This window comes from Paenibacillus ihumii, assembly GCF_001403875.1.
Lineage (GTDB): Bacteria > Bacillota > Bacilli > Paenibacillales > Paenibacillaceae > Fontibacillus > Fontibacillus ihumii.
Genome location: NZ_LN884297.1, coordinates 106275 through 131357 on the forward strand (window position 1 = coordinate 106275; position 25083 = coordinate 131357).

Below are 25083 nucleotides of genomic sequence, written 5' to 3' on the forward strand. Positions count from 1 at the left end.
CCCTTCACTCTTTCAAAACCAAGCTTAAAATATAGCGCTCGCTAAGGATCCCTGTCATCCAGCAAGCCTATCGTCTTTGCGATAGCAGCCGCCTTCATGCGCCGATCCACCTTCAGCTTTCCGAAGATGTTCTTAAGATGCGTCTTGACCGTCTCGCTCGTGATCGTCAGGGAGTCGGCAATTTCCTTATTCGACAGCCCTCTAGCCAACAGCTGCAGCACCTCCTGCTCCCTTGGAGTCAGAGAGTGCCTGAGTTCAGCATAGCCTTCAACCCTTGCGGCAGGCTCCTGTCGCACAGCACCGGCTTCAAGGGTCATGGCCGGCGGTCTCGACTTCAGCACGAACAAGGCTTGAGAAGCCAGATTGCGCAGTACGGACAATCGTTCCGGGGCAAAATACCTGGAGGTCAGACGATTCTCAATGTATAGAAGACCTTGGAGCTGATCCTGTACAAGGATCGGCATGCAGAGAGCAGAGCCTCCCCGGTTCGCATCGCTATAATGCGCCCCCTGCAGAGGCAGCTCCGCCGCTCCAGCTCCTTGAAGGATCATTTTCTCCCCGATGCTGCTGGCAATCAACCTATGGGGAATATCGGAATATGCCTCCAGAGGCAGATGCGGAAGCTCGGAAACCATACCCCTGTCCGTCAGCGCGATTTCCAAATCCACGAACCAGTCCTTCGCATATGGAAGCAGCAGCAGACCGCGCTGCGCTCCGGCATTGGTCGCAATGAGCTGCATAAGCTGGGCTGCGATCTGCTCCCCGCTGCTGGCCTCCGAGAAAATCTGCGAGGCCTGAACAACCGCGGCAAGATCGAGGACCTGCGGGTAACTGACGATATTGTCGTTGATGACCAAGGATGGACGATAAGCGTCCACGGGGCCTGTCCCGGCGGGAGGCATTGAATGTAACGCAGCCGAATATTTCTCTTCCGGTAAATCTATCCTTTCACAGGCGGCGGCTGCCTCTTTGCTGTCAAACCAATGGGGGGCCTGCATTCTCAGCATCTCTATGGATGGCCCTGAACAGCTCTCCAACTGCTCCAGCAAGGCTCCCATGCCGGCATACCGCTGCCCGGGATCCTTGGCGAGCATCCTCATCACTATCTCCGATATGGCCGGAGGAACCGCCGGGTTAGCGGTGGTCAGAGGGATAGGTGTTCTCGCCAAATGAGCATGAGCCCATCCCAGCGCTCCGCCAGCCGTGAAAGGGAGCTGCCCGGCCATCAGCTCATAGAATGTCATCCCCAGTGAATAAATGTCCGCACGCACATCGACGCCGCCATTCATCCTTCCCGTCTGCTCTGGCGACATATACACAGGATTGCCTTCCAGACTGCCCTGGCCTGTCTCTCCTCTTTCGTCCAAATGGATGGCGTAGCCAAAGCCCGTCAAATAAATATTATCCGTATATTGCTGAATGAGCAGCGTATCGGGCCTGATATTTAAATGAAGAATATTTCGCTGATGAAGCTGATGCAGGCGCATGATTACACGCTTAAATATCTGCACGCACCTATCGGAAGTGATTATAGCCTTCGACCAGTAGTCCCTTAATGTCAACGCATAAATCGGCTCATACTCCAGAATCATCATATTCTTGTGATTCATATACGAATTCGGCCTGAACAGCCCTTCCATATCCAGCTCTTTCAAGAAGTTATATTCGTGGATCAGCTTGGCATTCTCGATCATCGTGTTTTTTCCGCTTTTGACAATCTTAAGCAAGACCTGCTCCGCTGATGGTTCTGAAAGGGCAAAAGCCACCAGAAGATACGGATCCTCATAGACCGTATGAGCGATAGAGTAACCGGGGATATTTATCATGGCGCTGCAATCCTTCTTCATCAATAATCATCGAATAATTAAATTCATTGTACTATAGATTAGTCACTTACATGTTCTGTATCTGCAAAAAAAGAGCCTCGCGGCTCCTTTTATTAAGTACCTTTTCATATGGCTTTTTACAAAATACGCCGCCGTCTTCTCCGTCTCTTCAACAGCAAGATGGCAAGCAAGTCAAATAACACCAGCGGAATGATGAACGGAGCGAGCGTCGCATGGGCCTTGCTGCCCCGGTCATGGACGGAAGCCACTTGAAGATACAGCTTCTTGCCGCTGACCTTGACGATCTTTCCGTACAGCACCGCACCAGTCTTCGTTTTGATTTTGACCCGTTTATTTAAATGCTTCCTGGCTTGATCACTGATTTTTACCAACTGATCACCTCCCCGGGCTCATGACACAATATACGCGTCATTTACAGGGGGAGTGTGGACGATAGCCTAATGTATGAATTCTATATATTTCAAGATGAGATGAATGGCTGTCCTTCCCGCTTGACTCGGGCCAGCTCGAGCCGCTGCATGCTCCGATGGGCCAAATACAAAAACGGAATGCCGGCAAAGGTCGTCAATCCGAGCAGAGCAAAGATAAGCTGTGACGAGGCGACCCCCAGGCCCTCGAGCAGAAAGCCGCCCAGCAAAGGGGCCAAAACCGCTCCAAGGTTATTGAAACCAAACATGCCGAAATACGCTCCCCGCAGCTCAGGCTCGGCTATCCGATCGACGAGCACATCCGTTGCCGTGAACACCAGCACTTCGCCAATGGTAAAAATCACGACGCCGAGCATTAGAAGAGGAAGGGTATCGAACATCCCGAATAAAACGAGGCTGGCCCCCGTGAACAAATTGCCGGCAATGATCGGCAGGGCCGGCGCAAAGCGGGCGGCGAACCGGACGAGAGGATATTGAATAACGAGCACGACTACCGCATTGAGCGATATCAGGTAGCTGAACCATCTGACCCCCTCTTCGATCCGGGGACTCATCTCCATATATTGAGCCAGTGTGGAGTCGAAATGCCCGTAACCAAGCACGCAAAAAATCATTCCGATCAGCACGAGCATAAATGTCCGGTTCCTGCCTGTCGCTTTCAAGGCCTCGATGAGACCAAGCCGCTGCTCGTTTGCTTGGTTAGCCTGGCCCAGCTCAGGATAGCGGCGAAACTGCACAACCAGGCAGATCCCATAACAGGCGTAAACTGCGGCCGCAATCAGGAACACGCTATTGGAGTCGGAGGCCCCTGCCTGCAATCCGAGGAGCGGACCTATAACGACCCCGATATTGATGGCCGCATATCGCAGATTGAATACGAGCAGCTTGCTCTCCTTGGGAGTAATATCGGCAAGGAGCGCGCGGGAAGTGGGCTCGAAGGTGGCCCTGCATAGGCCGTTTAAGGCATTCATAATGAAAAATATCCATACTTTATTAGCAAAAGCAAAGCCTGCAAACACAAGAACCCAGCCAAAAATAGCTATGAAAAGGACTTTCTTGCGGCCAATAACATCGGAAACATAGCCTCCATAGAAGCTGGCAAATACGCCGATCAGCGAACTGGCGGCTACAACGATCCCCGTCTCTGCCGGCGTCGCGCCCATGGAGCGGATCAGGTAGATGGACAAGAACGGGATGCTCATCGAAATCGCGATGCGGCCGAATATAGTGCCAATGATGATCGTCCAGGACAACGGGTGGATTTGCTTCAAATGAGCATTCATTTATGCGCCTTCTTTTTTACAAATTATTCAAAACCATTTCAGACCATTTAACTCTTATTCCTCCGAACTGTCAAGGCATATTGCCATATTGTAAATAGAATAAAGCAGTTTCGAACCCATGCCTGGGTGCACAGAAGGAAAGTGGGCAACCGGCATGACTCAAAGCATACAATTTAATGAAAAGAATTCGGAGGCAGAATTAACGATGGCAGGAAGTTCGATGAACAGCATTCGGGGGAAATTTTTGGTCGAAAGCTGCAAGCGAATATGAAGGGGCACTAGAAAGGCGAGGCATATGTACCTGGAACCTATGGTGTATTCGCTGAGGCTGTATTTGCGCAGTACGTTGATCGCTAGCGGGCTGAACAGCTTCCAACGTGGAATGTCCGAATCCGCTGATCTGTCGTGAATGCTGTTTAACGCTTCTGCTTGTCGCGGTTGGCCTTCATTTTCTCCTGAAGCACGTCCTTGAACCGGACGGCCTTGCGCGGGTCGTCATTTTTCCTGGAAAGATGCATCATGGTGGATCTGGGTTGTTGGGAGTAATAGGGCAATGAACTATGAACAACGATATTCATCGTGGCTTCCTCCTCTCATGTGTTAGCCGCTTCAGTCATTGCAGCATAATGATTCTTAATTTCAAATGTATGCACGGATGCATCCGCTTCAGCTCTGCTTCATCCGTTGCTACATGCTTTAAACTTATTACGTTATAAAAGGAAATAAAGTTGCAGTCTGGCCAGGCATGAACAATTCATCATTCCGTCTCATCAATCTTGTAGGTATATTGCGGAACATGATACAGTAGAATTATCTAGTTAACTAATCAGCATGGGATGTGACTAATACATGTCAAATATCGAGATTCGCCCGGTTCAAAGCCGAATCGAACTGGAAGCGGTTTACGAGCTGCTGAATGCATGCTTCCCCGTAGGTAAATCCTATTTTCAATCCCGTCTCGACAACAGTACGGCTTACCGTTTTGATACAACCTGGGTTGCCGTCGTGGATGGCATTGTTGCTTCGACGGTTCAAATTTTCCCTTACATCTGCCGTATAGAGGATGTCACGCTCAAGGTCGCCGGCATCGGCAGCGTAGGAACGAAGCCCGAATTCCGCGGACAGGGGTTGGGTCTGGAGATTTTAAAGAAGCTAACGAAATGGATGGCACAGGAAGGCTACGACTTGTCGCTGCTCTTCGCGGTCATCCATCCTTTTTATGAGAAATTGGGCTGGACCATCGTTCCCGAAACAGAGTATCACCTGCCCGCTGATCAGATCGTTGACCAGACAAATCAGGCATTGCAGAGCCTGGATCCGGAAGCACGTTCCTCTTATTCGATCAGGCACCTTGATCCGTCAGCCCATGCAGCCCAGCTCGCCGGGATCTATGAGCGATTTAATGCGAGACGCACTTTGTCGCGAGTGCGCAATGCAGCTTATTGGCAGGACATGATGAAATCGGCGGAATGGCAGCAAGGCGTCTGGTCTGTCGCCCTGCAGGGCGACTCCGTTGTCGCTTACGGCCGGCTGGGCCGGCAGGATAATGGGGCTATCCCCCTTGAGGAGCTATGCTATTTGCCGGAACACGCATCCGCCATCCTGCCGATTCTGTCCCACTTGCTGACAGATCGCCCGGAAGTGAAGACGGTGCAATTCAGACTGCCTCCAGATCACGCCCTGCTGCCTCTCTTGAAGGAATGGAACGCCGAAGCAGATGCCTCCAATCTGATGATGTGGAAAATCATCCGGCTGGCCGAAGCTCTGCATATCATAAAGCCGGTATTGGAGCGCAGGCTGCGTCATGAGTCGGCCGGAGACTTCAGAGTTGCTCTATGCTGCGAAGGCCAGTCTGCGCTGCTTATCTATGAAGAAGAGCATTTAGCCATCGCCACGGATTATGATTCCAGCAAGGTGACTACTCTGGAACTCCGTCAGTCGGAGCTCGTAACGATGCTGCTTCACGGCTACAACAGCGGCATGAGCATCAAGCAATGCCCCGGAGAGAGGCAGGATCCGCGCCCTCCGGTGGATGAATTGCTGCGGATGTTATTCCCGGCCCAGCAAGCCCTGTTCTATTTGACGGATAAATTCTAATAACAATACATCAGACGCGCTAAAACAGGCCACTGTCTGGATATCCTCCCGCTCAAAAAGGTTACAATATAGATGTAGATATAAGGAGAGGTGGAAGAATCATGCCGATCAACTCATTTCGCATCGAAAAAGATTTCCTGGGTACTTTGGAGGTTCCGAAGGAGGCTTACTACGGCGTTCAGACGATGCGGGCCGTAGAGAACTTTCCCATTACCGGATACAGAATATATTCCGAACTCATTCATGCGCTTGCTCTGGTAAAGAAAGCGGCGGCACAAGCGAACATGGATATCGGCCAGCTTGACCCTGCAATCGGTAAAGCGATTATCCAAGCAGCGGATGAAATCATGGGCGGACATTATCATGACCAGTTCATTACCGATCCGATTCAAGGCGGCGCGGGCACCTCGATCAATATGAATGCCAATGAAGTAATTGCCAATCGGGCATTGGAGATTCTTGGCAAAGAGAAGGGCGATTACGCCTCGGTCAGCCCGAACACCCATGTGAACATGTCCCAATCGACGAATGACGTCTTCCCGACGGCGAACCATATCGCGATTCTGAATCTGCTCGACCGGCTAATTAAGACGACTCGTTCACTGGCCAATACGTTTAAGAAGAAGTCGCAGGAATTCAACAGCATCATCAAAATGGGACGGACCCATTTGCAGGATGCCGTGCCTATTCGCCTCGGACAAGAGTTCGAAGCCTACCGGCGCGTGCTGGAACGCGACATTCGCAGAATGGATCAGACCAGACAAGCTTTATTTGAAATCAATATGGGAGCTACGGCGGTTGGCACCGGCCTAAACGCAGAGCCCAAGTATATCGAGAGGGTCGTCAAGCTGCTGGCCGAGCTGAGCGGATATCCTATGTTCTCGGCAGGCCAGCTCGTTGACGCCACGCAGAACTGCGACGCGTATACGGAGACATCGGCCGCGCTTAAGCTCTGCATGATCAACATGTCCAAAATCGCCAACGACTTGCGGCTGATGGCCTCCGGACCTAGAGCGGGGTTCAGGGAAATCTCCCTGCCGGCCCGCCAGCCCGGCTCTTCGATCATGCCGGGCAAGGTGAATCCGGTCATGTGCGAGCTCATTAACCAGGTCGCCTTCCAGGTCATCGGCAACGACACGACCATCAGCATGGCTGCCGAAGCGGGGCAATTCGAGCTGAACGTCATGGAGCCTGTACTCGTGTTCAACCTGATGCAGTCGATCAGCATTATGAACCAGGCCTTCCAATCGTTCCAGAAATACTGCCTGGAAGGAATTACAGCGAACGAGGAGCAATGCAAAGCCTACGTGGATCAGAGCGTCGGCATCATTACCGCGCTCAACCCGCATCTCGGCTATGAAACGGTCAGCAAAATCGCCTCCGAAGCCATTGCCACGGGCCGCTCCGTGCGCGAGCTATGCCTCGAATATAAAGTATTGACCCCGGAGGAGCTCGATGAAATCCTCGATCCCCACGAAATGACTACGCCGGGGATTGCCGGGGCCAAATTCCTGCATCAGTCCACTTCCTCCAGGAAGTAAGGGGTGGCCGGGATGACGATCTGCACCGTCGTCCCCATCCCCGGTCTGCTGCCGATCGTTACGCCGTATTCCGCGCCGAAATGGAGCTGAATGCGGCTATTTACGTTGCGGATGCCGAAGCCGACATTCTGGCCTTCGACCGGATCGAAGATGCGGCGAATGAGCTCGGGCGGCATGCCGAGACCGTTATCGATCACCTTGAATACGATGTTGTCACCAAGCTTCCTCGCCTCGATCCGAATATGAAGGGAATCCCCAAACCAGGCATGCTCCATCGCATTTTCAATGAAAGTCTGTAAAATCAGTTTGATCGTCACGTAACGGACAATCTCTGGATCCAGATCATAGGAGATCGTCACCTTGTCCCCGTACTTCGTCCTCTGGATATTAATGTAGGCCTCTGCCTGCTCCAGCTCATGACGAATCGGAATCACCGTCCTTCCTTCATTCAGGGAGAGGCGATAGAATTTGGCGAGATCAAGCACCATTTTCTGCAGCTTGTCGATTTCGCCGAATTTGGCCAGCCGGCTGATGGAGGACAGCGTATTATATAGAAAATGCGGATTGACCTGCGCCTGCAGGGATTCCAGCTCCGCCTCTTTTTTCTCGATTTGCGTCAGGTAGACCTGTTCGATAAGATGGTCGATATTCTGGCCCATCTCATTCAGCGCGGAGGCAATTTGCGAGAACTCATCCTTGCCCTGATAACGCATCCGTTTGTGCAGATCTCCCTCCCGGAAGGCGTTCAGCACGGACACGATCTTCATGACACGTACCGAGAAGTATCTCGATATGAACATGCCTACGATAGAGAATACGACCAGTAAAATGACGCAGGTTCCCAATATAAACATGCTGACCCGGGCGGAATCCCGCTCCATAATCGTCATGGGCACATAGGCAAGAAGTTCCCATTTTCCTTTATTCAAGGTCTCCGTGATGATTAAGTAATCCTTCTCCGAAAGATCTCCCACGCTCACCCCAGTTGGAATTGCACCCGACTGATACAAGACCTTTCCCTGCTCATCCTTAAGCAGTAATAGACTGCCTTCCCCGATTTTCAAATAATCCATCGCTTCGAACAGATCCTGAATTCTGACGCTAAAGCGCATAAACCCGATTTCCTTGACCTCCAGCGGAAATACATCAACCATACGCCGCAATAAGGATATCCGTCCGTAATTCTCATCCCGCTGCACCATTTTCCAGGCCCAAGTCTCCCCGAATTTCTCTTCGGGGAAACTCTTGTACCACTCCAGGTCCTCCAGCCGGTCCAGATGATAGATATTATATTTGCGTTCGAGCATGTCCAGATCCTCCTGCTCGAAGTCGCCGTAATAGGATTCGTTGAAATTATGATTTTGCAAAAAAATGAACATTGCCATGTTCAGCCTCGTTGCCAGCATCGCGTTCTGGAATTTGGGTCTAAGTGCTATTGTCGTACTCTCATAGGTTTCCCAGCCGTTCTCAAAATGGCGCAGGCGCAGCACCAAAGAATAATCATCATATATCATAGAAGATGCTCGTTCTACATCCTCCAGCTTATATTGGATATTATCCCTCATTTGCTGCAAGGTTCCCTGCAGATTCGTCTGCGCGTGCTTGCGGATCGATTCCTGATACATCGCATTCGAGAAAAATCCAATGGCGATGACTGGAATCACGATGAAAAACATATATGTCAGCATCAACTTATAACCAAACGGAATATAATGCCTTTGCCTCTTCTTCTCCTTCATGGGCAGCAATCTGTCTTCCCTCCCATTACTCTCGTTTGCGGAATTCCATCGGCGTCATCCCGTAGGTTTCTTTAAATTGCCTGCTGAAATAAGGAATATATCGATAACCAACCTGGTCGGCCACTTCGTAAATTTTGAGCGTCGGATTCCGCAGCAGCTCACAGGCCTTCTCCATCCTGAGCTGAATCAGCATCTCGCTGAAGCTCCTGCCTACCTCCTCTTTAAATAAATGGCCTAAATAGTTCGGGGAGAAGGAAAATTTGTGGGCGATATCCTTCAAAGTAATGTTCTCATGCAGATTATCCTGCATCGTGCTCAGTATTTCGCGGATCAGCCTGCTGCACTGCGAGTTCTCCCTTTGTCGCAGAGTTTCGGAAATTTCGAAGGCCTTGCGCACGAGCCAGGAGCGGATGTCGTCCATCATTTCGAACTTCAATACGATATCCAGGCTAGAGAGCTCCAGGCCTAATATTTTGGATAAATCCTCATCCAGCGTGCTCAAGTAGTGCTCCAGCTTGAACACAATATATATCGCCAGATTGTAAATCGTAAACTTGGAACGCAGCGTGGATACGGATTGGAACAAATTATCAATTTCATCATGTATTTTAACGAGCTCATAATTGGACATGGCCTTGAATAAGGCATCCAGGCGAATGTCCAGTGTTCTCGCATCTTTCATCTCTGGGGTACGGCGGACTTCTTCATATTTAATGAGCTGTCCCCGGCCAATAAACATTTTGCCGTCCAGTGCTTCAAGCGCCTGCTTATAGGATTGAGGCATCAGGGATATATCCTCGACCGGGTCTCCAAGACCAATCGTCACAGACACAGCCAGCCTGTGGTTAACAGCACTATATAATGTAGAAATGCAATCATTCACTTGGTCTTCACGCATAATGACGGCTATCCGCCGTTTGGACAATTTGCATGCAAACTGCATGCCGAGCTCCAGCAGAAGCTGCTGCAGCTGCTGCAGCAAGCCGTCAAATTGATCTGTCGCTTCCACCTGGTTCTGATTTCTCCGGCTTAAATCATCGATTTCCATGATGGCTGCCCGCAGCGGGCCTTGCAATGAATTTAACCCAGAAGCTGCAGCAACCCGCGTCCAGGCTTCAGTCTCCTGTCCCTTTAGCTCGCCCTCAAGCAGACGCAGGAGCAGTTCGTTTCTCGCCATCGGCATCATGCTTCGATATTGCTCCTCCGCTTCACGCCGTTTACCCTCAATTTCAAGCTCCTGCCTAACCGTCTGCAGCGAGGCAATCAGTTCATCATCATCTACGGGCTTAAGCACGTAGCTGCAAGCCTTCATGGAAAGTGCCTGCTTCACATAATGAAAGTCCTGATATCCGCTGACGAATACAATGCGAATATCCGGCTTCTTCTCGATCGCTATGCGCGCCAGCTCCAATCCAGACATATGAGGCATATTGATATCTGTCACCAAAATATCGACAGGCCGGCGTTCAATTACCTCGCAAGCGGCAAATCCGCTATTCACGGCATCAACCACTTCAAGCCCGAGCTCAGACCAGGGAATGAACTGCCTCATTCCTTCAAGGTCCAACACTTCGTCATCGGCCAGCAGCACTTTGTACATGGTGAACATCTCCCCCTGAGCGATCTTCTTGCTTTTATGAATTATTAATATCTGGATTTAGGTAACACAATGAGGGGTCCCGGAGGCCCCCTCAAATACAACTATTAATTTCTATTAATCATTGCCTTATTCTCTTCCCACTTCATTGTATAATAGTCGAGCACTTTTTGGAATCCAGCCTTCATCGAATCTTCGTGGGCCTTATCCAGTATGGCTAACGCTTCTTCATCCGTCTTAGCATACATGGACTGCGGTCTCGCCTTCAGCCAAATATCCTTAACCCGCTGGAAAGCAATTCCTTCCTCGGTATCCGGCATCGGGTGCATGTTTACAAACTCCGTATAGTCGCCTTGCGTTTTCCATGTGATTTTATACTGCCAGTAAGTCGCCCAGTTCCGATCCTCTTCCTTCAAGGTCTCTTCATATTTTCCTTTCATATCATCCAGATATACGGTATTACCCACCCACTGGAACGGATCCGTACTCTTCTGATACTCGGCCAGTTGGTCTCTTTGCGTTACATATTTCTCCGTAAATATCGGCGTAGTTCCATCCTCTTGCCAGCCTTGCCAGTACTCTCCCTCAACTCCGTAGTATTGCAAGACCATCCCCTCAGGTCCCGTCCACCAGTCAAGGAATGCAAATACAGCCTCAGGATTCTTCGCGCTGGTCGTGATTACCGCAGCATTCCAGCCTAATTTATTATAAGTCCCTGGATAAATTTTGTTCTTGTCCAGACCTTCCTTGTAGATCGGCCAAATCATGAAATAACCGTCATTTGGATCTTTCTTTCTTAACGCTACATCAGCTTCCATAGCAAATACCGTAGGGTTCCCCGAAGCATATACAGCTACGCGGCCGGATACAAGCTTCTCTTGAACCTGATCACGGGTTTGTGTCATGGCATCTTGTGTGATCAGACCTTCACGGAACAATTTAGCCGTGTAGACAACAGATTCACGGAATGCCTCATCCTTATAAATCGATTCCATCTTGTCGCCCACAGGAACGGCATAATATCTTTCGGCACTTAAGTTATTTTCTTTAAATGCAGAATAAATTTGGCTTAGACCGTGTCCCTCTGCGGCCAAATCTGTTTCCAGCGGGATGACGTTTGGATATTTCTCTTTAACCATTTTCAAATAGTTGTATAAATCGTCAGTCGTCTCCAGCTTAGGAGATCCGAGTTCCTCGTAGATTTTCTTGTTCACTACCCAGCCCGCATTACCGTTCGGGCGGTTCGTATACCAGTTCGGGAATTGATACAGCTTCCCGTCAGGTGAACGCAGCATATTTAAGGCTACAGGGTCAAGCCATTTTTTCAGATTCGGATATTTATCCAGGTAATCATCAAGCGGCACCAGAAGCCCAGCTTCCCGAAGACGCTCTACGTCTGCACCACGTTCTCCCCAAACGATGTCCGGCAATTCACCGGAAGCAATCATCGTATTGAGCTTTTGAGCGTTATTTCCACCGTTCGGAATTTCCTTGATTGTAATTTTTTTGTTGTCTTGAACCCATTTGGTCATGGGATCTGCTCCCCATTTCGGCATCGTGTACCACTCATAGTTACCGAAGATTGAGATTTCAAGAGGCTCTTTGCCAAGCTCATACAGGTTGGATTCCTCAGGAGGTGTATTTCCCTCCTGCTGCTGCTCTCCCCCAGTGTTGCTCGGTGCGGCTCCTTTGTTGCCCCCATTGCCGGAGGAGCAACCCACCATGAGTGAGAAGACCATCACCACAGACAAGATACTGATCAGCCAATTTCTTTTTTTCATCCTGCTGCTTTCCCCTTTCAAATTCTTAATTTATGTTTAAAGCATGATGCTCTAAACGCTGTACATACGAGTAGCTGCGCCCGATCTACTCTTTCAGCGAACCTACAAGAACCCCTTTAACGAAATGCTTCTGTACGAATGGATATACAGTAATAATCGGAAGTGTGGCTACCATCATCGTGGCCATGGACAAGGATTTGCTTGTAATCGTTCTCACTTTGGCCATATGCGCCAAAGCGGAGGAATCAAGCCCGCCCTGATCCGTTACAATATTCGAAAGAAGAATCTGCCGGAGGATGGTCTGGATCGGATACTTTTCTACATCCGAAATATAAATCCCCGCCAGGAACCATTCATTCCAATGCGCAACCGCCGTAAACAAGGACAAAGTCGCTATGACCGGACCCGACAGCGGAATTACGATACGGAAGAATGTTCCCCAGTTACCGCAGCCGTCTATTCGCGCCGATTCCTCAAGCCCTACCGGAAGCCCCTGGAAGAAAGTACGGAATATAATCATATTCCAGACACCGACCAGGGAAGGGATGATAAATACCCAGAAGGAATTCATCAGTCCAAGGTTACGGATGAGCAGGAATGTAGGAATCAGACCGCCCGAGAAATATATAGTAATAATACACATAATCATGTAATATTTCCGGCCGATTAACTCCCTTTTTGACATGCCGTATGCAAAGATGGCTGTACAGAATATCGATGAGATTGTACCGATCACTGTACGAAGAACCGAGACAACAAAGCCGTTAATCAGCCTTTCGTCCTTAAACACCACACCATAATTCTCCAATGTGAACACTCTGGGCCAAAGCGTAATTCCGCCTCTTGAAGTATCCATTCCTTCGTTAAAGGAAATTGCCAGCGCATTCAGGAATGGATACAAGGTTGTAATCGCCAGTAAACTCAAGAAAACATAAATGATAATTACCATGAGCCGATCGCCGAAGCTTTCACGTGCCATTTCCGCATTCCTCCAATTGTGTCAGGATTACCATAGACTATTGCCGGATCTTCTAGCTATTAGGTTCGCCAATGTCAAAAGTCCAACGCTTACTACTGCTTTGAACAAACCGACCGCCGTAGCGAAAGAGTAACGATAGTTTTCAATACCCACCCGCACGACATACGTGTCGATAACATCGGAGACGTCCCTAAGCGATTTATCTGCAGCGAGGATCAGGATATCTTCAAAGCCTGCACTGAGCAGATTGCCGATAGCCAAAATCATGAAGATCGTAACAACTGGCATGATCGAAGGAAGCGTTATCAAATAAATTTGTTTAAAGCGGCTTGCCCCATCGATGGAGGCTGCCTCATAGGTATGCGGGTCAACTCCGGCAATCGCTGCCAAGTACACGATTGAGCCGAAACCAATCTCTTTCCACACATTCGTGGTTATGAGAATTCCCCAAAAATACTCAGGCAAGGACAAGAAATTAATCGGCTGGGAGATTAGGTTAAAGCGCTCCAGCAGCATATTAATGGCACCGCTGTCTACGGACAGCAAGGAGCTCACCAGACCGCCAACAATAACCCAGGACATAAAGTATGGCAAGTAAGTCACGGTTTGGACGGTTCTTTTAAATGCCATATTCCGGACTTCATTCAGCATCAATGCCAGCATGATTGGTGCTGGAAATCCAATTAGGAATTTAAGGAAGCTGATGACGATCGTGTTGCGCATGACCACACCGAATTCCGGCGAGTTGAAAAAATAATTAAAATGCTTGAATCCTACCCAGGGACTGCTCGTGAAGCTGCTGCCGATTTTATAATCCTGAAAAGAGATTAAAATTCCGTACATGGGAATGTACGAAAAGACAAAAACGAGCGCCAAAGCTGGGATGACCATTAACTGCAAATCCCATTGTTTCAAAAAGCGCATCAGCCCGCTCTTCTTTTTTTTGGTCTGCGGCAGGCTTGGCTGCATACTTTTCTCAACGGAAAGCTGTGACATATGTTGTTCCCTCCTACTCCGTTTTACAACTTACTTATATCTTAAAAAAGACAGAGATTATTAACTACTTGCCTAATCAACTAAATCTGATAAAAATCACCGTCTTCTTATAGCTGGAGCATGAAGGAGAACAAAATATCACTTCAGCAAACTGAGAACAAAGTATTAGGTAAACAAAGAGATGCCCCTGTGGTCATGCTTGATGACAGCCGGGACACCCCTGATCGTTATAGCTTTATGCAAAAAATTTCGGAAGATACTCGCGATGCGCCTCCAGCATTTCATTCAGGAGCGCTTGCGCCTTCGAGACGGAAGGCACGAGCGGATGATGCGCCAGGGCCAGCAGTGCCAGCGCCCGATCACCGCTTACTGCAGCGTCGATCGCCAAGCTCTCGTACGTCTTGACTGCATGCAGCAGGCCCTTGATGTGCGATGGAACATGCCCTGGGACAAGAGGAACGGGACCGCCGGAGGTCACGACGCAGTTCACCTCAATAGAGGCATCCTCAGGCAGAAAATCATAAATGCCGTTATTTGTCACGTTCAGCGTCTGGATATCATTGCGTCCCAGATACAGCGACTGCATCAGCCTTACTGCAGCCTCAGAGTAATAAGCTCCTCCGCGCTGCTCCAGCTGCTTCGGCTTCTCCTCCAGCGTCTCGTCCTGGTACAGCTCGAACAATTCCTCCTCCACCCGGCTGACGATGTCGGCCCGGGTCCCGTTCTTCAGCAATGATTCCTTCATTTCCTCGAACATCTCGTTCTGCATGTAAAAATATTTGAGATAGTAGGTCGGAACGGCCGATAGCGATTGCAGAAATTCAGGATCCCAGCCGAAGGTCGGAACATTCGTCGCCGTGTACGCGCCGCCTTCGCCCGCGAGGAGCTCAGGCAGAACCTCTTTGCCGTCTACGAGGGCAGAGGTAACCCAGTGCAGATGGTTGATACCGACGAACTCCGGAAGAACCTTCTCCTCCGGCACATGATAAGCCGATGCCAGAGACTTCTTGAAATTGATCGGTGAATTACACAGTCCGATCGATTTGACCCGCGAGTACTTATGGACAGCCTCGGTAATCATTCCCGCCGGATTCGTAAAGTTCAGCATCCATGCATGCGGCGCCAGCTCCTCAATATCGCGGCAAATATCCAAAATGACTGGAATCGTGCGCAGCGCCTTGAACATGCCCCCAGGTCCGGTCGTCTCCTGACCGATCACGCCATGGCTAATCGGAATATGCTCGTCGAGCTTCCTGGCTTCCAGCATGCCGACGCGCATCTGCGTCGATACGAAATCCGCGTCCTTGATCGCTTCCCTCCGGTCCAGGGTCAAATGCACCTCAATGGGCAGTCCTGCCTTGCGAACCATACGCTTGGCGAGATTGCCCACGATGTCCAGCTTGTGCTTCCCCGCCTCGATATCGACCAGCCAAATTTCGGCTATCGGCATTTCCTCATACCCGTTGATTAATCCTTCCACCAGCTCAGGGGTATACGAGGAGCCCCCACCAATTACAGCTATTTTGAGTCCGCGTCTGTCACTCATCCTCTGTCTCTCCCTTCAAGTTGCTGAAGCTTATGCCGCGCAGGCGGCCCATAATCTCCTCGCTTGCTTCATGTCCCGCTGCATCCATGGCGCTTAACACCGCACCGGCAACGGGCTCCATAGTAATGCGCGCAACCTTGGCGCGCGGAGCCGTCAGGCTGATGGTCCTGGCCAGCGCATCGGTCAGAATCGTGCCTCGGCTCTTGGATAAGATGCTGCCGCCAAGCACGACATCAAATTCTTCCTCCTCCATCCCGAGCCTGCGAATCAGCGCTGCAGCCGCATTCCCCAGTTCACTGCCCTGCTCCGCCAAATGGCTGGCAGCGACTTCGTCGCCTTGTTCCGCTGCCGCAAATACAAGCTCCGCCAAGGATAGAGGCGGAACATAGCCTTGATCCAGCGCCGCATCAAGCATTTGCGGAACGCTTGGGAATCCCGTAGCCTGCAGTACATAGTCGTGGAGTATCGTGGGCTTGCCCCGTAAATCCCAAGCGCGAACCGCAGACCGGAACGCGAAGTTCGCCAGATCCCTTCCCGAGCCTTGGCCGTCGCCGTAAATATAGCCGAACCCGCCGTATTGCAGCTCTTCGCCAGCCGAATTGCGGGCGGCGGCATTAAAGCCCGTGCCGCTGATCACGACCGCGCCATAGGAGCGAGCGGTGCCCGAACGCATGGCAATCATCGTATCGCAGGCGATGGAGTGCCGCGGAAAGCCCAATCTTTGAATCATCGGGCGCAGCACCTTATAATCCGGCTCGCGATCCGCCCCGGCAAGGCCGAAGTATGCATGAGTTATATTTTCCTTGGACAACCCCGCTTCCCGGAGAGCTTGATGACAAGCTGAAGCAATATTGTTCTCCGCATGAACGGGGTTGGTCTGATGATTTCCATTGCCGCTTGCACCGCGGCCGAGTGTCTCGCCCTTCTCATTGACGATAAGGCTGTATGTCTTGCTGCCGCCAGCGTCGACACCCAAAAAGAAGTTCATAGGTCATCTCTCCCTCTCCTTATTAGAATAAGGGGATAACCTGCTGAATTCTTCTATAATCAGCCTCAAAACTGATATCATCTTACTCTTTTGGAGCGCTTACAGTCGATTTGACGGCGGATTCCCCCTGCAGCCGCTTTCTCATTGCGCTGGGAGTCATGCCCAAATAGTTCAGGAATAGCCGATTGAAATTCGAGAGGTTTCTAAATCCGCATTGCTCAGCGATTTCCAGTACGCTCAGCTCTCCCTGCTCCAGCAATTCGACCGCATGATCCAGACGGAGCTGGACGAGATAATGCAGCGGCGAGGTTCCTACGACCTGGTTAAAAAGCGCGCTAAAGCGGGAGGGGCTCAGATGAGCGATATCCGCCAGCTCCTTCAACGTCCACGGATGGGAAATTTCGTTTTCCATCGCTATGATAACCGCCCTCATCTGCTCCAGCTGCCTGCGGCCGGAGAGGGAACGGCCCGCGCCTGTGCCTGTGGTTGCACCCGCGCTTCTGCCCAGCCCCTGGCGCTTAAAGCTGCGGTTTACCTCGCCCAGCAGAAGCAGCAGCAAGCCGCGGATGATCGAGGCATACGATGGCTGCATGGCTGCAAATTCCGCATCGATTTGCTCGATATATCCGGCAATTCTGTCACTTCCGGGCTGTTCATTCGAAATATGATTCGAGAAACAGGTCCCGCTATCCCGAAAGGGAAGCAGGATTTCCGGGTCGTATCTTTGCTCGGTTGCAAGCAAAGAAGGCTCCATCATCAGAATTACCATCTCGAGGCCATTGCCTTCGTAAGCACGATGCAGGTCATCCGAATCGATCAGGAAGATGTCGCCCGCACCAAACGGATATTCCTGCCCGTTGATAACATAAATCCCGGTGCCGCGAGCGATCAAATTGATTTCCAGAGCCCGGTGCCAATGAAGTCGCTGAAAGGAAGGGGATACCCCTTCAGTTCTGGAACTGTGCAAAGGGAAGTGCGGGGGAAGCGAAATCTGATCCCGCTGAATGGAAGTGGTTGACGGCTTCATTTTTTTGCCTCCTAACATCGTATTTATCTCTTGATCTAGCAAGGGTTTGCCAATAATGCCTTCATAGCTGTAAAAAAATAGGCTTGACGAGTTGCATAAGAGAGCGTTAGTATGTTACTTAAAATTCTTAATGTTTTGTCATTTCTGTTGATTTTCGGAATATAATCCAGTGTTAACCATGTAATTATTGCTGCATTTTGTCGATACTCGTCGTCTGTTCACCTTGTAAATTGCGATATGAACTCTGTCAAAGACTGTTTCAACCACGGAGCTCCTTGGAACAGCTTCTTCGGTCAGAGTTTATATAAATTTTATTTTGCAGGAGGTGATGCTCATTAGTAAGAAGGCCTGCCAATTCATTGTATAAGGAGGAGGACCTGCATTGTCAATCCAGGTAAAGCAAGGTTGCATAGTCGGTATATCCAATCTCAAAAGGGGGTTATCATAATGTCAGCAATCCGAATTTCTCAATCATCGCTTTTGAAAGCGGTTACTTCTTTAGGCCTAATGATTCTTTTGTCTTTAATCATGGTACTGTTTGCCGAACAAGCATCGGCGCATGGTTATGTGGATAGTCCGGGAAGCCGGGCAATTCTCTGTAAAAACGGGCAAAACAAGGACTGCGGCGCAATTGTTTATGAGCCTCAGAGCCTAGAAGCGCCAAAAGGCTTCCCTCATGCGGGACCTGCTGACGGCAAGATTGCCAGCGCAGGCGGAATTTTCCCTAAACTGGACGAGCAGTCGGCTACACGCTGGACGAAAGTGAATATCAATCCAGGACCGAACACGTTCAAATGGAAGCTCACGGCCGCTCATGCCACCACAAGCTGGAAATACTATATCACGAAGGAGAACTGGGACCCGAATGCTCCACTGTCCAGAAATTCCTTTGATCTGACTCCATTCTGCTCCGTTGACTACGGCGGTGTCCGTCCTCCGTTTGAATATTCGGATACTTGTAATGTTCCAGCACGCAGCGGATATCATGTCATTCTGGCCGTGTGGGAAATCGCCGATACGGCGAACGCCTTCTACAATGTCATTGACGTTAACTTCGGCGGCGGCAATCCCCCTACCGATACTGTTGCCCCAAGCGCCCCTTCGGCTTTAACTTCCACAGGCTCCACTTCCACAAGCGTATCCCTGTCTTGGAATGCTTCAACAGATAACGTTGGCGTTACCGGTTATCAAATCTTTAACGGAAGTTCGCTTGTCGCCACAGTTCCGGGCAATACCTTGAGCTACACCGTTTCAGGTTTAACCGCGAATACTTCCTACACGTTCACCGTGAAGGCCAGAGATGCCGCCGGCAATGTATCGGCTGCAAGCAATGCGGTTACGGTAAAAACGAAGGAAGTCGTTGTAGACACCGAGGCTCCTTCGGCTCCAGGCAATCTGCATGTTATGGGAACTCCAACCTCTTCAAGCGTCTCCTTAATGTGGAACCCCTCCACGGACAACGTGGGCGTAGCAGGCTATCGCATTTACAACGGTAACTCGCTGGCAGCTACAGTCTCTGGTACGACCACTGAGCATGTCGTAACAGGACTGAGCGCAAACACGTCATATACCTTCACCGTCCGCGCCTTCGATGCTGCGGGCAATGAATCCTCGCCAAGCAATTCCGTAAGCGCTACGACGGCCGAAGCACCTGCAGCCCAGCCATGGGCGGCCAACACGGCCTACACTGCGGGAACGCTGGTAACTTATAACGGTTCGGTATATGAGTGCCGTCAACCTCATACTTCCCTTGAAGGATGGGAGCCAGCGAACGTGCCGGCCCTATGGATTTTGAAATAAGGCCCCGCCGTTGACCCTCCTGAATTAGCCTAAGCAAGCCCGGCCCCTTTAAGCTGCCCTTGGATGAATCGCTTGGTTGATCCATCGGCCGTTAAAGGGGCCTTTCGATGTTTATTTGCACTTACAGTATATCCATACATAACCTGCATGCAGCCTTACATAACTTCCATGTTCAGATTCTGCCCATGCCGCTATCCTTCACGCAGCCCGAAGCATGTTACAATAATAGAAGATCAATCATCAAATGGGAGAAACGAAACGATGGAACTTCAGCCGCTTCAAACTGAATATATTCCGTTAAAGCCGAAGCTTACCGAACGTCTAGGCCGCAGAATCCGGCAGACGTACCGCTATGATTCCGCGTTTTGGCGAATAGCCCTAGCGGGACCTTGGGGGGCGGCGATGTTTGTTTTCGCACTGGCTGCCTTGGGCATGCCAACGGGCTTAGGCGCTTTGGCGGATATTATAGTATTTATTTCCCTAGGTACTGTAGGCCTATTTATCACCGCTCATATGGCTGCTGTGCTGCTGGCCGTCCTCGGACTGCCGCTTCCCCGGTTATACGCCGGGGTGGTAATGTATGCCCTAACCGTCATTTTCTTTATATTTTGGCAGGACCATGACGCGGTTATTTCCGCTGCAGCTTCAGGAATCCTCACGCTGGCGGGAATCGCTGCCGGAATCGTCATTAGTCTGCTCTATAGCCGGATTGGCAGACGCCTCAGATTCTATGCCGCAGCCGCGCTCGGACTCCTGTGTGTTCTCACTGCGTTGTGGATCGCGGACAGCCCTGTGGCACGCTCAGACATGGCGGCGAAGCACGCCGAGCCTATCCCGGCAGAGAATCCTGCCAAACCGGGAAGCTACGGGTACACCCGTTTCGATTATGGGAGCGGAAAAGATTATTGGCGAAAGGAATTCGGCCGGGAGACCGACCTTATAACGCCCCCGGTAGACGCTTCAGCCTACATCAAGAAATGGCCTGCCTTCCGTACCCGCTACTGGGGATTTGATCAAAGCGCGCTTCCCTTGAACGGCAGGGTCTGGATGCCTGAAGGGAACGGTCCATTTCCGCTGGTGCTCATGGTTCACGGCAACCATCTGATGGAGGATTTCTCCGATGAAGGCTACGGTTATTTAGGTGAGCTGTTAGCCAGCCGGGGCTTCATCGCCGTGTCGGTCGATGAGAATTATTTGAATTACTCGGTCTGGACGGGCATTCCTGACAATGACATGAAGGTTCGTGCCTGGATCCTGCTCAAGCATCTGCAGCAGATCGACAAATTTGCGGAAGATCAGGCAACACCTTTTTATCAGAAGGTGAATTTTGACCAAATTGGATTGATTGGACACTCCAGAGGGGGGCAGGCGGTAGCCATGACGAAGGACGCCGGCCGCTGGTTCAGCGAGGACGAAACGCTCAGCAATCTAGAGCGGTACAACATTCAAGCCGTCATTGCCATTTCTCCTACGGATAAGAAGGTTGACGGCGGACTGGCGAGAATCAGGGACGTCAGCTACTTGGCTATTCAGGGGGCGCGGGATGCGGATGTCATCGATTTTGACGGGGATCGCCAGTATATCAGGACTTCTTTTACAAAACCATCTCCCCATTTCAAAGCATCGATATATATCGCCGATGCTAACCATAGCCAATTCAATACGGAATGGGGCTTCAGGGATATTAGCTATCCGAAGGGCATTTTCCTGAGCCAGAGCGAGATCATGGGCCCTAAGGAACAGCGCGAAATCGCCAAAATATACGTCTCAGCCTTCCTGGAGTCGACGCTTCACGGAGAGCAGAGCTATCGGGCTTTGTTCCAGGATTACAGATCAGGGCTGCACTGGCTTCCAGCGGGTACCGAGTATTTCAACCGCTTTGAAAGCGCCAATTTTTACAAATTAGCCTGGTATGATGATGACCTGAATCGGGTCACGCTTCCGGACGGCGGCTTGGCCCGCGGCGAGAAATTGACCTGGGTCGAAGAAGAGGTTAAGAACCGCAAGGCGGTGAGCAAAGGAACCCGGGGAGTAACCTTGGAATGGGCGGCTAGAGAAGACGGGGCTCCCGCTTCATATTCCTTGACATGGAATGCCTCCTTCCTGCCAGGGGCGATGACCAAGACACCGGAAGTCCTCTCGTTTTCGTTGGCCGATCGGAGCTTTGAGCTCTCCGACCCAACAGCTTCCACCGCTGAACTGGAGGTCGAAGTGGAGCTGCTAAGCACGAATGACGAATCGGCGCGCATCTTGCTGTCCGACCATGCGGAGATCACCCGGCCGCCGGATATCGCCTTCACCATTCATCCCTGGGTGGAGAAGCGGTTGTCCAACGGCAAGTACAAGCACCCGCAGGAGGCGGTGTTTCAGACCGTCCTGCTTCCTTTATCCGAATTTAAGAAAATGAACGAGCGGCTTGATTTGTCCTCCCTCAAGGAAATCACCTTTTACCTTTCCGGAGGGCCTGGTAAGATTATGCTCGACGATATCGGCATTTATGAATAAACAGCACCAAAAAACCGCCGTACCTGGTCGGCAGCGCCGATTACAGGCAGGGCGGTTTTATGCTGATAGCAAGACTCAACCTCGAGTTAATCCTTCGGAACAAGCTGATATATTTCTCCGCTCTCCATCGCATCAATTAAACGGTCAAGCCATTCGTAGTACTTCTCGGCATCGCGCATTTTTCTGCAATCCTCCCGCAGGACTTCGGCAATAGCTCCATCCGGCTCTGAGTCCAGCCATTTATTGATCTCCCCGATTGACCTGCGTAAAATGAGGAGGTTGGATTCTACCGCTTTTCTCCATTTGATCGCGAAATAATCCGTAAATGTCTGATGCCAATCGTACTCTACCTCATATAAATCTTTACGGGAGCCTTTCTCCCACACTTTGTTTACCATTTTAAGATCAAGCAGAGTCCTTACGCCCGTGCTCATGCTTGTCTTGCTCATCTTCATCTCCATGCCCATTTCATCCAGCGTCATCGGTTTATTCGCAAAAAAAAGCAGACCGTAAAGATGACCTGTAGATAATGAAATGCCGTACAAATCCATATTTCTGCCAATGGCTTCAATGACGCGCTTGCGCACTTTCATCACATCCGCCTGCTGCTCTGGGGTGAGCTGGTCCAAGCCCATGCTTGCAACCTCCTATCACGATACTTCCTATATCTTAAAAAAAGGCCCGTTAAAAGTAAAGCGGCGGCTTTGCGAGCATTTGTAAGCATAACAGAGCATATGTACCGTTCATTACGTACAGTTTTTTCTGTACGTTCTATACGAACGGTATTAATGGTTGTTTAATTTATCTTTCTTTTGTTAGACTAAGTACCATGTGAGGCTACAGGCCCGTGCAGCCTTAGTAATTTTATTGGAAAAGGAGTGGATAGTTTGGAGGAACCCATTTTAGAAGTAAAGCAAGTTACTAAATTGTTTGGTTCGAATGCGGAGCTTGGGCTTCAACTGCTTGAGCAGGGTCAAACCAAAGAGCAGCTGGCCGAAAAAGGCATCACCGTTGGCGTGAATCGGGTCAGTCTAGATATCCGGCAGGGAGAAATCTTTGTCATTATGGGACTGTCGGGCAGCGGCAAATCGACTCTCGTCCGAATGCTGAACCGCCTGATCGAACCGACATCCGGCCAAATTCTCATACGCGGTAAGGATTTGCTGAAAATGAACAAAGCCCAATTACGGGAAGTACGTCAAAAGCGCATCAGTATGGTATTCCAAAAATTTGCGCTGTTTCCGCACCGGACGGTGCTGCAAAACGTCGAGTACGGCCTGGAAATTCAAAAGGTCGATGCTCAATCGCGAAAGGAAAAGGCGGAGCAAGCCCTCGAGCTCGTAGGACTTAAGGGCTGGGGCGATAAAATGCCGGATGAGCTCAGCGGCGGCATGCAGCAAAGGGTCGGCCTTGCCCGTGCCTTGGCGAATGATCCCGAGGTGCTGCTGATGGATGAGGCCTTCAGTGCGCTGGATCCTCTGATTCGCCGGGACATGCAGGATGAGCTGATCGAGCTGCAGGAAAAAATGAAGAAGACGATCGTCTTTATTACGCATGACCTCGATGAAGCACTGCGGATCGGGGATCGGATCGCCTTGATGAAGGATGGCTCGCTCATCCAGATTGGAACGCCAGAGGAAATGCTGACACAGCCGGCTAACGGTTACGTCGAACGATTTATAGAAGATGTAGATCTCTCCAAAGTCCTCACAGCTTCGCACGTCATGCGAAGACCCGAGACGATCACTTTGGATCGCGGACCGCGGGTTGCCCTGCAACTGATGCGGGAACGCGGAATTTCAAATCTCTTCGTTATCGATCGTTCCAAACGCTTGCTTGGCGTTATTACAGCAGAGGATGCATCCGAAGCGAATAAGACAGGAAAAGCGCTATCGGACATTCTGATAAGCGATTGCCCGCAGGTGCCTCCGGATACCGTGCTGAGCGACCTGTTTGAAGCAACGAGCTCGACTAAAGTGCCGCTGGCCGTAGTCGATGAGCAAGGGCGGCTGCTGGGCGTCATCGTGCGCGGCGCAGTTTTGGGCGCTCTTGCGGGAGATGTAGGCGAAATGGAGGTGAAGCAGCATGAGCTTCATTCCTAAAATACCGCTTGCGGATTGGATTGAGTATATCGTCGATTGGATGGAATCGAACCTTGGGGGCTTTTTTGAAGGGCTGTCCAAGATCATTGAAAGTGTCGTCGAGTTCTTCTCCTGGTTGTTTCTCTTACCTCATCCGCTTCTATTCATCGTTATTTTCGGCGTCCTTGCGTACCTGATCGGCAGAATTCCGCTCACGTTATTTACGGTAATCGGGTTCCTGCTCATCGACAATCTAGGCTATTGGACCGAAACGATGAATACCTTAGGACTCGTAGTTACGTCCGGCATCATTTCAGTGGTCTTAGGCATCCCTATCGGAATATGGAGCGCCTACAGCAAGACTACCCATCGCATTGTTTCACCGCTGTTAGACTTCATGCAGACGATGCCTGCATTCGTATATCTGCTGCCAGCCGTCACCTTCTTTAGCCTCGGGGTAGTGCCCGGCGTGATTGCTTCCGTCATCTTCGCGATCCCGCCTACGATCCGCTTGACCCATCTCGGAATCAAGCAGGTATCCGGCGAGCTTACGGAAGCGGCCGACGCCTTCGGCTCGACCTCATGGCAGAAGCTGTTCAAAGTGGAATTGCCTCTCGCAATGCCCACGATGATGGCCGGCGTCAATCAGACGATTATGCTGTCGCTCTCGATGGTCGTCATCGCTTCGATGATCGGGGCGCAGGGCATCGGAGCAACGGTATACCGCGCGGTCACCCAGCTCAAGATCGGCCAAGGCTTTGAAGCCGGACTCGCTGTAGTCGTGCTGGCGATCGTGCTTGACCGTTTTACGCAAAATCTATTCAAATCTAAAAAAAGAGGTGCTTAAG

At 50.7% G+C, this 25083-nt stretch carries 19 protein-coding genes; 6 read left to right on the plus strand and 13 right to left on the minus strand.

The features are described 5' to 3' along the window. Nucleotides 1-41: 41 nt before the first annotated feature. The 4 genes from BN2762_RS03295 to BN2762_RS26730 form a co-directional block, all read right to left on the minus strand. Complete coding sequence (locus BN2762_RS03295) at nucleotides 42-1847, minus strand: protein kinase domain-containing protein (RefSeq protein WP_083484746.1); 1806 nt, start codon at nucleotides 1845-1847, stop codon at nucleotides 42-44. Between the two features lie 116 nt (nucleotides 1848-1963). Then, a complete protein-coding gene (locus BN2762_RS03300; protein ID WP_055105611.1) occupies nucleotides 1964-2218 on the minus strand; it encodes a hypothetical protein in 255 nt (84 codons plus the stop codon). An 89-nt stretch (nucleotides 2219-2307) separates the two neighbouring features. Further along, the gene (locus BN2762_RS03305; protein WP_055105612.1) at nucleotides 2308-3558 is read right to left on the minus strand and encodes an MDR family MFS transporter; all 1251 of its coding nucleotides are present in this window, start codon (nucleotides 3556-3558) and stop codon (nucleotides 2308-2310) included. A gap of 416 nt (nucleotides 3559-3974) precedes the next feature. Further along, complete coding sequence (locus BN2762_RS26730; RefSeq protein ID WP_154674761.1) at nucleotides 3975-4136, minus strand: hypothetical protein; 162 nt, start codon at nucleotides 4134-4136, stop codon at nucleotides 3975-3977. A 271-nt stretch (nucleotides 4137-4407) separates the two neighbouring features. Between BN2762_RS26730 and BN2762_RS03310 the strand changes: the two genes are divergently transcribed. Continuing rightward, nucleotides 4408-5655, plus strand: coding sequence for a GNAT family N-acetyltransferase (locus BN2762_RS03310; protein WP_055105613.1), 1248 nt, complete (start codon nucleotides 4408-4410; stop codon nucleotides 5653-5655). 101 nt (nucleotides 5656-5756) lie between these two features. Next, nucleotides 5757-7196 carry an aspartate ammonia-lyase gene (aspA, locus tag BN2762_RS03315; RefSeq protein WP_055105614.1) on the plus strand — a complete coding sequence of 480 codons (1440 nt, stop codon included), beginning with the start codon at nucleotides 5757-5759 and terminating at the stop codon, nucleotides 7194-7196. On the opposite strand, the gene BN2762_RS03320 is transcribed toward aspA, so the two are convergent. The 8 genes from BN2762_RS03320 to BN2762_RS03355 form a co-directional block, all read right to left on the minus strand. Continuing rightward, the gene (locus tag BN2762_RS03320) at nucleotides 7172-8935 is read right to left on the minus strand and encodes a sensor histidine kinase (RefSeq protein WP_055105950.1); all 1764 of its coding nucleotides are present in this window, start codon (nucleotides 8933-8935) and stop codon (nucleotides 7172-7174) included. The two genes, aspA and BN2762_RS03320, sit on opposite strands and share 25 nt — an antisense overlap. Before the next feature lie 25 nt (nucleotides 8936-8960). Beyond that, entirely contained in the window at nucleotides 8961-10535 is a 1575-nt protein-coding gene (locus BN2762_RS03325) for a response regulator (RefSeq protein WP_055105615.1), read from the minus strand. Nucleotides 10536-10639: 104 nt separating this feature from the next. After that, nucleotides 10640-12313 carry an extracellular solute-binding protein gene (locus BN2762_RS03330; RefSeq protein ID WP_055105616.1) on the minus strand — a complete coding sequence of 558 codons (1674 nt, stop codon included), beginning with the start codon at nucleotides 12311-12313 and terminating at the stop codon, nucleotides 10640-10642. 85 nt (nucleotides 12314-12398) lie between these two features. Beyond that, nucleotides 12399-13292, minus strand: coding sequence for a carbohydrate ABC transporter permease (locus BN2762_RS03335; protein WP_055105617.1), 894 nt, complete (start codon nucleotides 13290-13292; stop codon nucleotides 12399-12401). A gap of 27 nt (nucleotides 13293-13319) precedes the next feature. Continuing rightward, nucleotides 13320-14288: an ABC transporter permease gene (locus BN2762_RS03340; protein WP_055105618.1), complete on the minus strand. Its 969-nt coding sequence runs from the start codon at nucleotides 14286-14288 to the stop codon at nucleotides 13320-13322. A gap of 235 nt (nucleotides 14289-14523) precedes the next feature. Next, nucleotides 14524-15834: a 6-phospho-beta-glucosidase gene (locus BN2762_RS03345; RefSeq protein WP_055105619.1), complete on the minus strand. Its 1311-nt coding sequence runs from the start codon at nucleotides 15832-15834 to the stop codon at nucleotides 14524-14526. Continuing rightward, nucleotides 15827-16822: an N-acetylglucosamine kinase gene (locus BN2762_RS03350; protein ID WP_055105620.1), complete on the minus strand. Its 996-nt coding sequence runs from the start codon at nucleotides 16820-16822 to the stop codon at nucleotides 15827-15829. The genes BN2762_RS03345 and BN2762_RS03350 overlap by 8 nt, the downstream gene beginning before the upstream one ends. A gap of 82 nt (nucleotides 16823-16904) precedes the next feature. Further along, complete coding sequence (locus BN2762_RS03355) at nucleotides 16905-17849, minus strand: AraC family transcriptional regulator (RefSeq protein ID WP_055105621.1); 945 nt, start codon at nucleotides 17847-17849, stop codon at nucleotides 16905-16907. Between the two features lie 447 nt (nucleotides 17850-18296). Between BN2762_RS03355 and BN2762_RS03360 the strand changes: the two genes are divergently transcribed. Next, nucleotides 18297-19649: a lytic polysaccharide monooxygenase gene (locus BN2762_RS03360; RefSeq protein WP_055105622.1), complete on the plus strand. Its 1353-nt coding sequence runs from the start codon at nucleotides 18297-18299 to the stop codon at nucleotides 19647-19649. Between the two features lie 261 nt (nucleotides 19650-19910). Next, nucleotides 19911-22154, plus strand: a complete 2244-nt coding sequence (locus tag BN2762_RS03365) for a poly(ethylene terephthalate) hydrolase family protein (RefSeq protein ID WP_055105623.1) — start codon at nucleotides 19911-19913, stop codon at nucleotides 22152-22154. Between the two features lie 86 nt (nucleotides 22155-22240). Here BN2762_RS03365 and BN2762_RS03370 read toward each other — a convergent pair whose 3' ends face one another. After that, a complete protein-coding gene (locus tag BN2762_RS03370; protein WP_055105624.1) occupies nucleotides 22241-22789 on the minus strand; it encodes a GbsR/MarR family transcriptional regulator in 549 nt (182 codons plus the stop codon). A gap of 252 nt (nucleotides 22790-23041) precedes the next feature. Between BN2762_RS03370 and BN2762_RS03375 the strand changes: the two genes are divergently transcribed. Both BN2762_RS03375 and BN2762_RS03380 read left to right on the plus strand, forming a co-directional pair. Further along, nucleotides 23042-24256 carry a quaternary amine ABC transporter ATP-binding protein gene (locus tag BN2762_RS03375; RefSeq protein WP_055105625.1) on the plus strand — a complete coding sequence of 405 codons (1215 nt, stop codon included), beginning with the start codon at nucleotides 23042-23044 and terminating at the stop codon, nucleotides 24254-24256. Then, the gene (locus BN2762_RS03380; RefSeq protein ID WP_195903617.1) at nucleotides 24240-25082 is read left to right on the plus strand and encodes an ABC transporter permease; all 843 of its coding nucleotides are present in this window, start codon (nucleotides 24240-24242) and stop codon (nucleotides 25080-25082) included. The genes BN2762_RS03375 and BN2762_RS03380 overlap by 17 nt, the downstream gene beginning before the upstream one ends. Nucleotide 25083 lies beyond the last annotated feature (1 nt).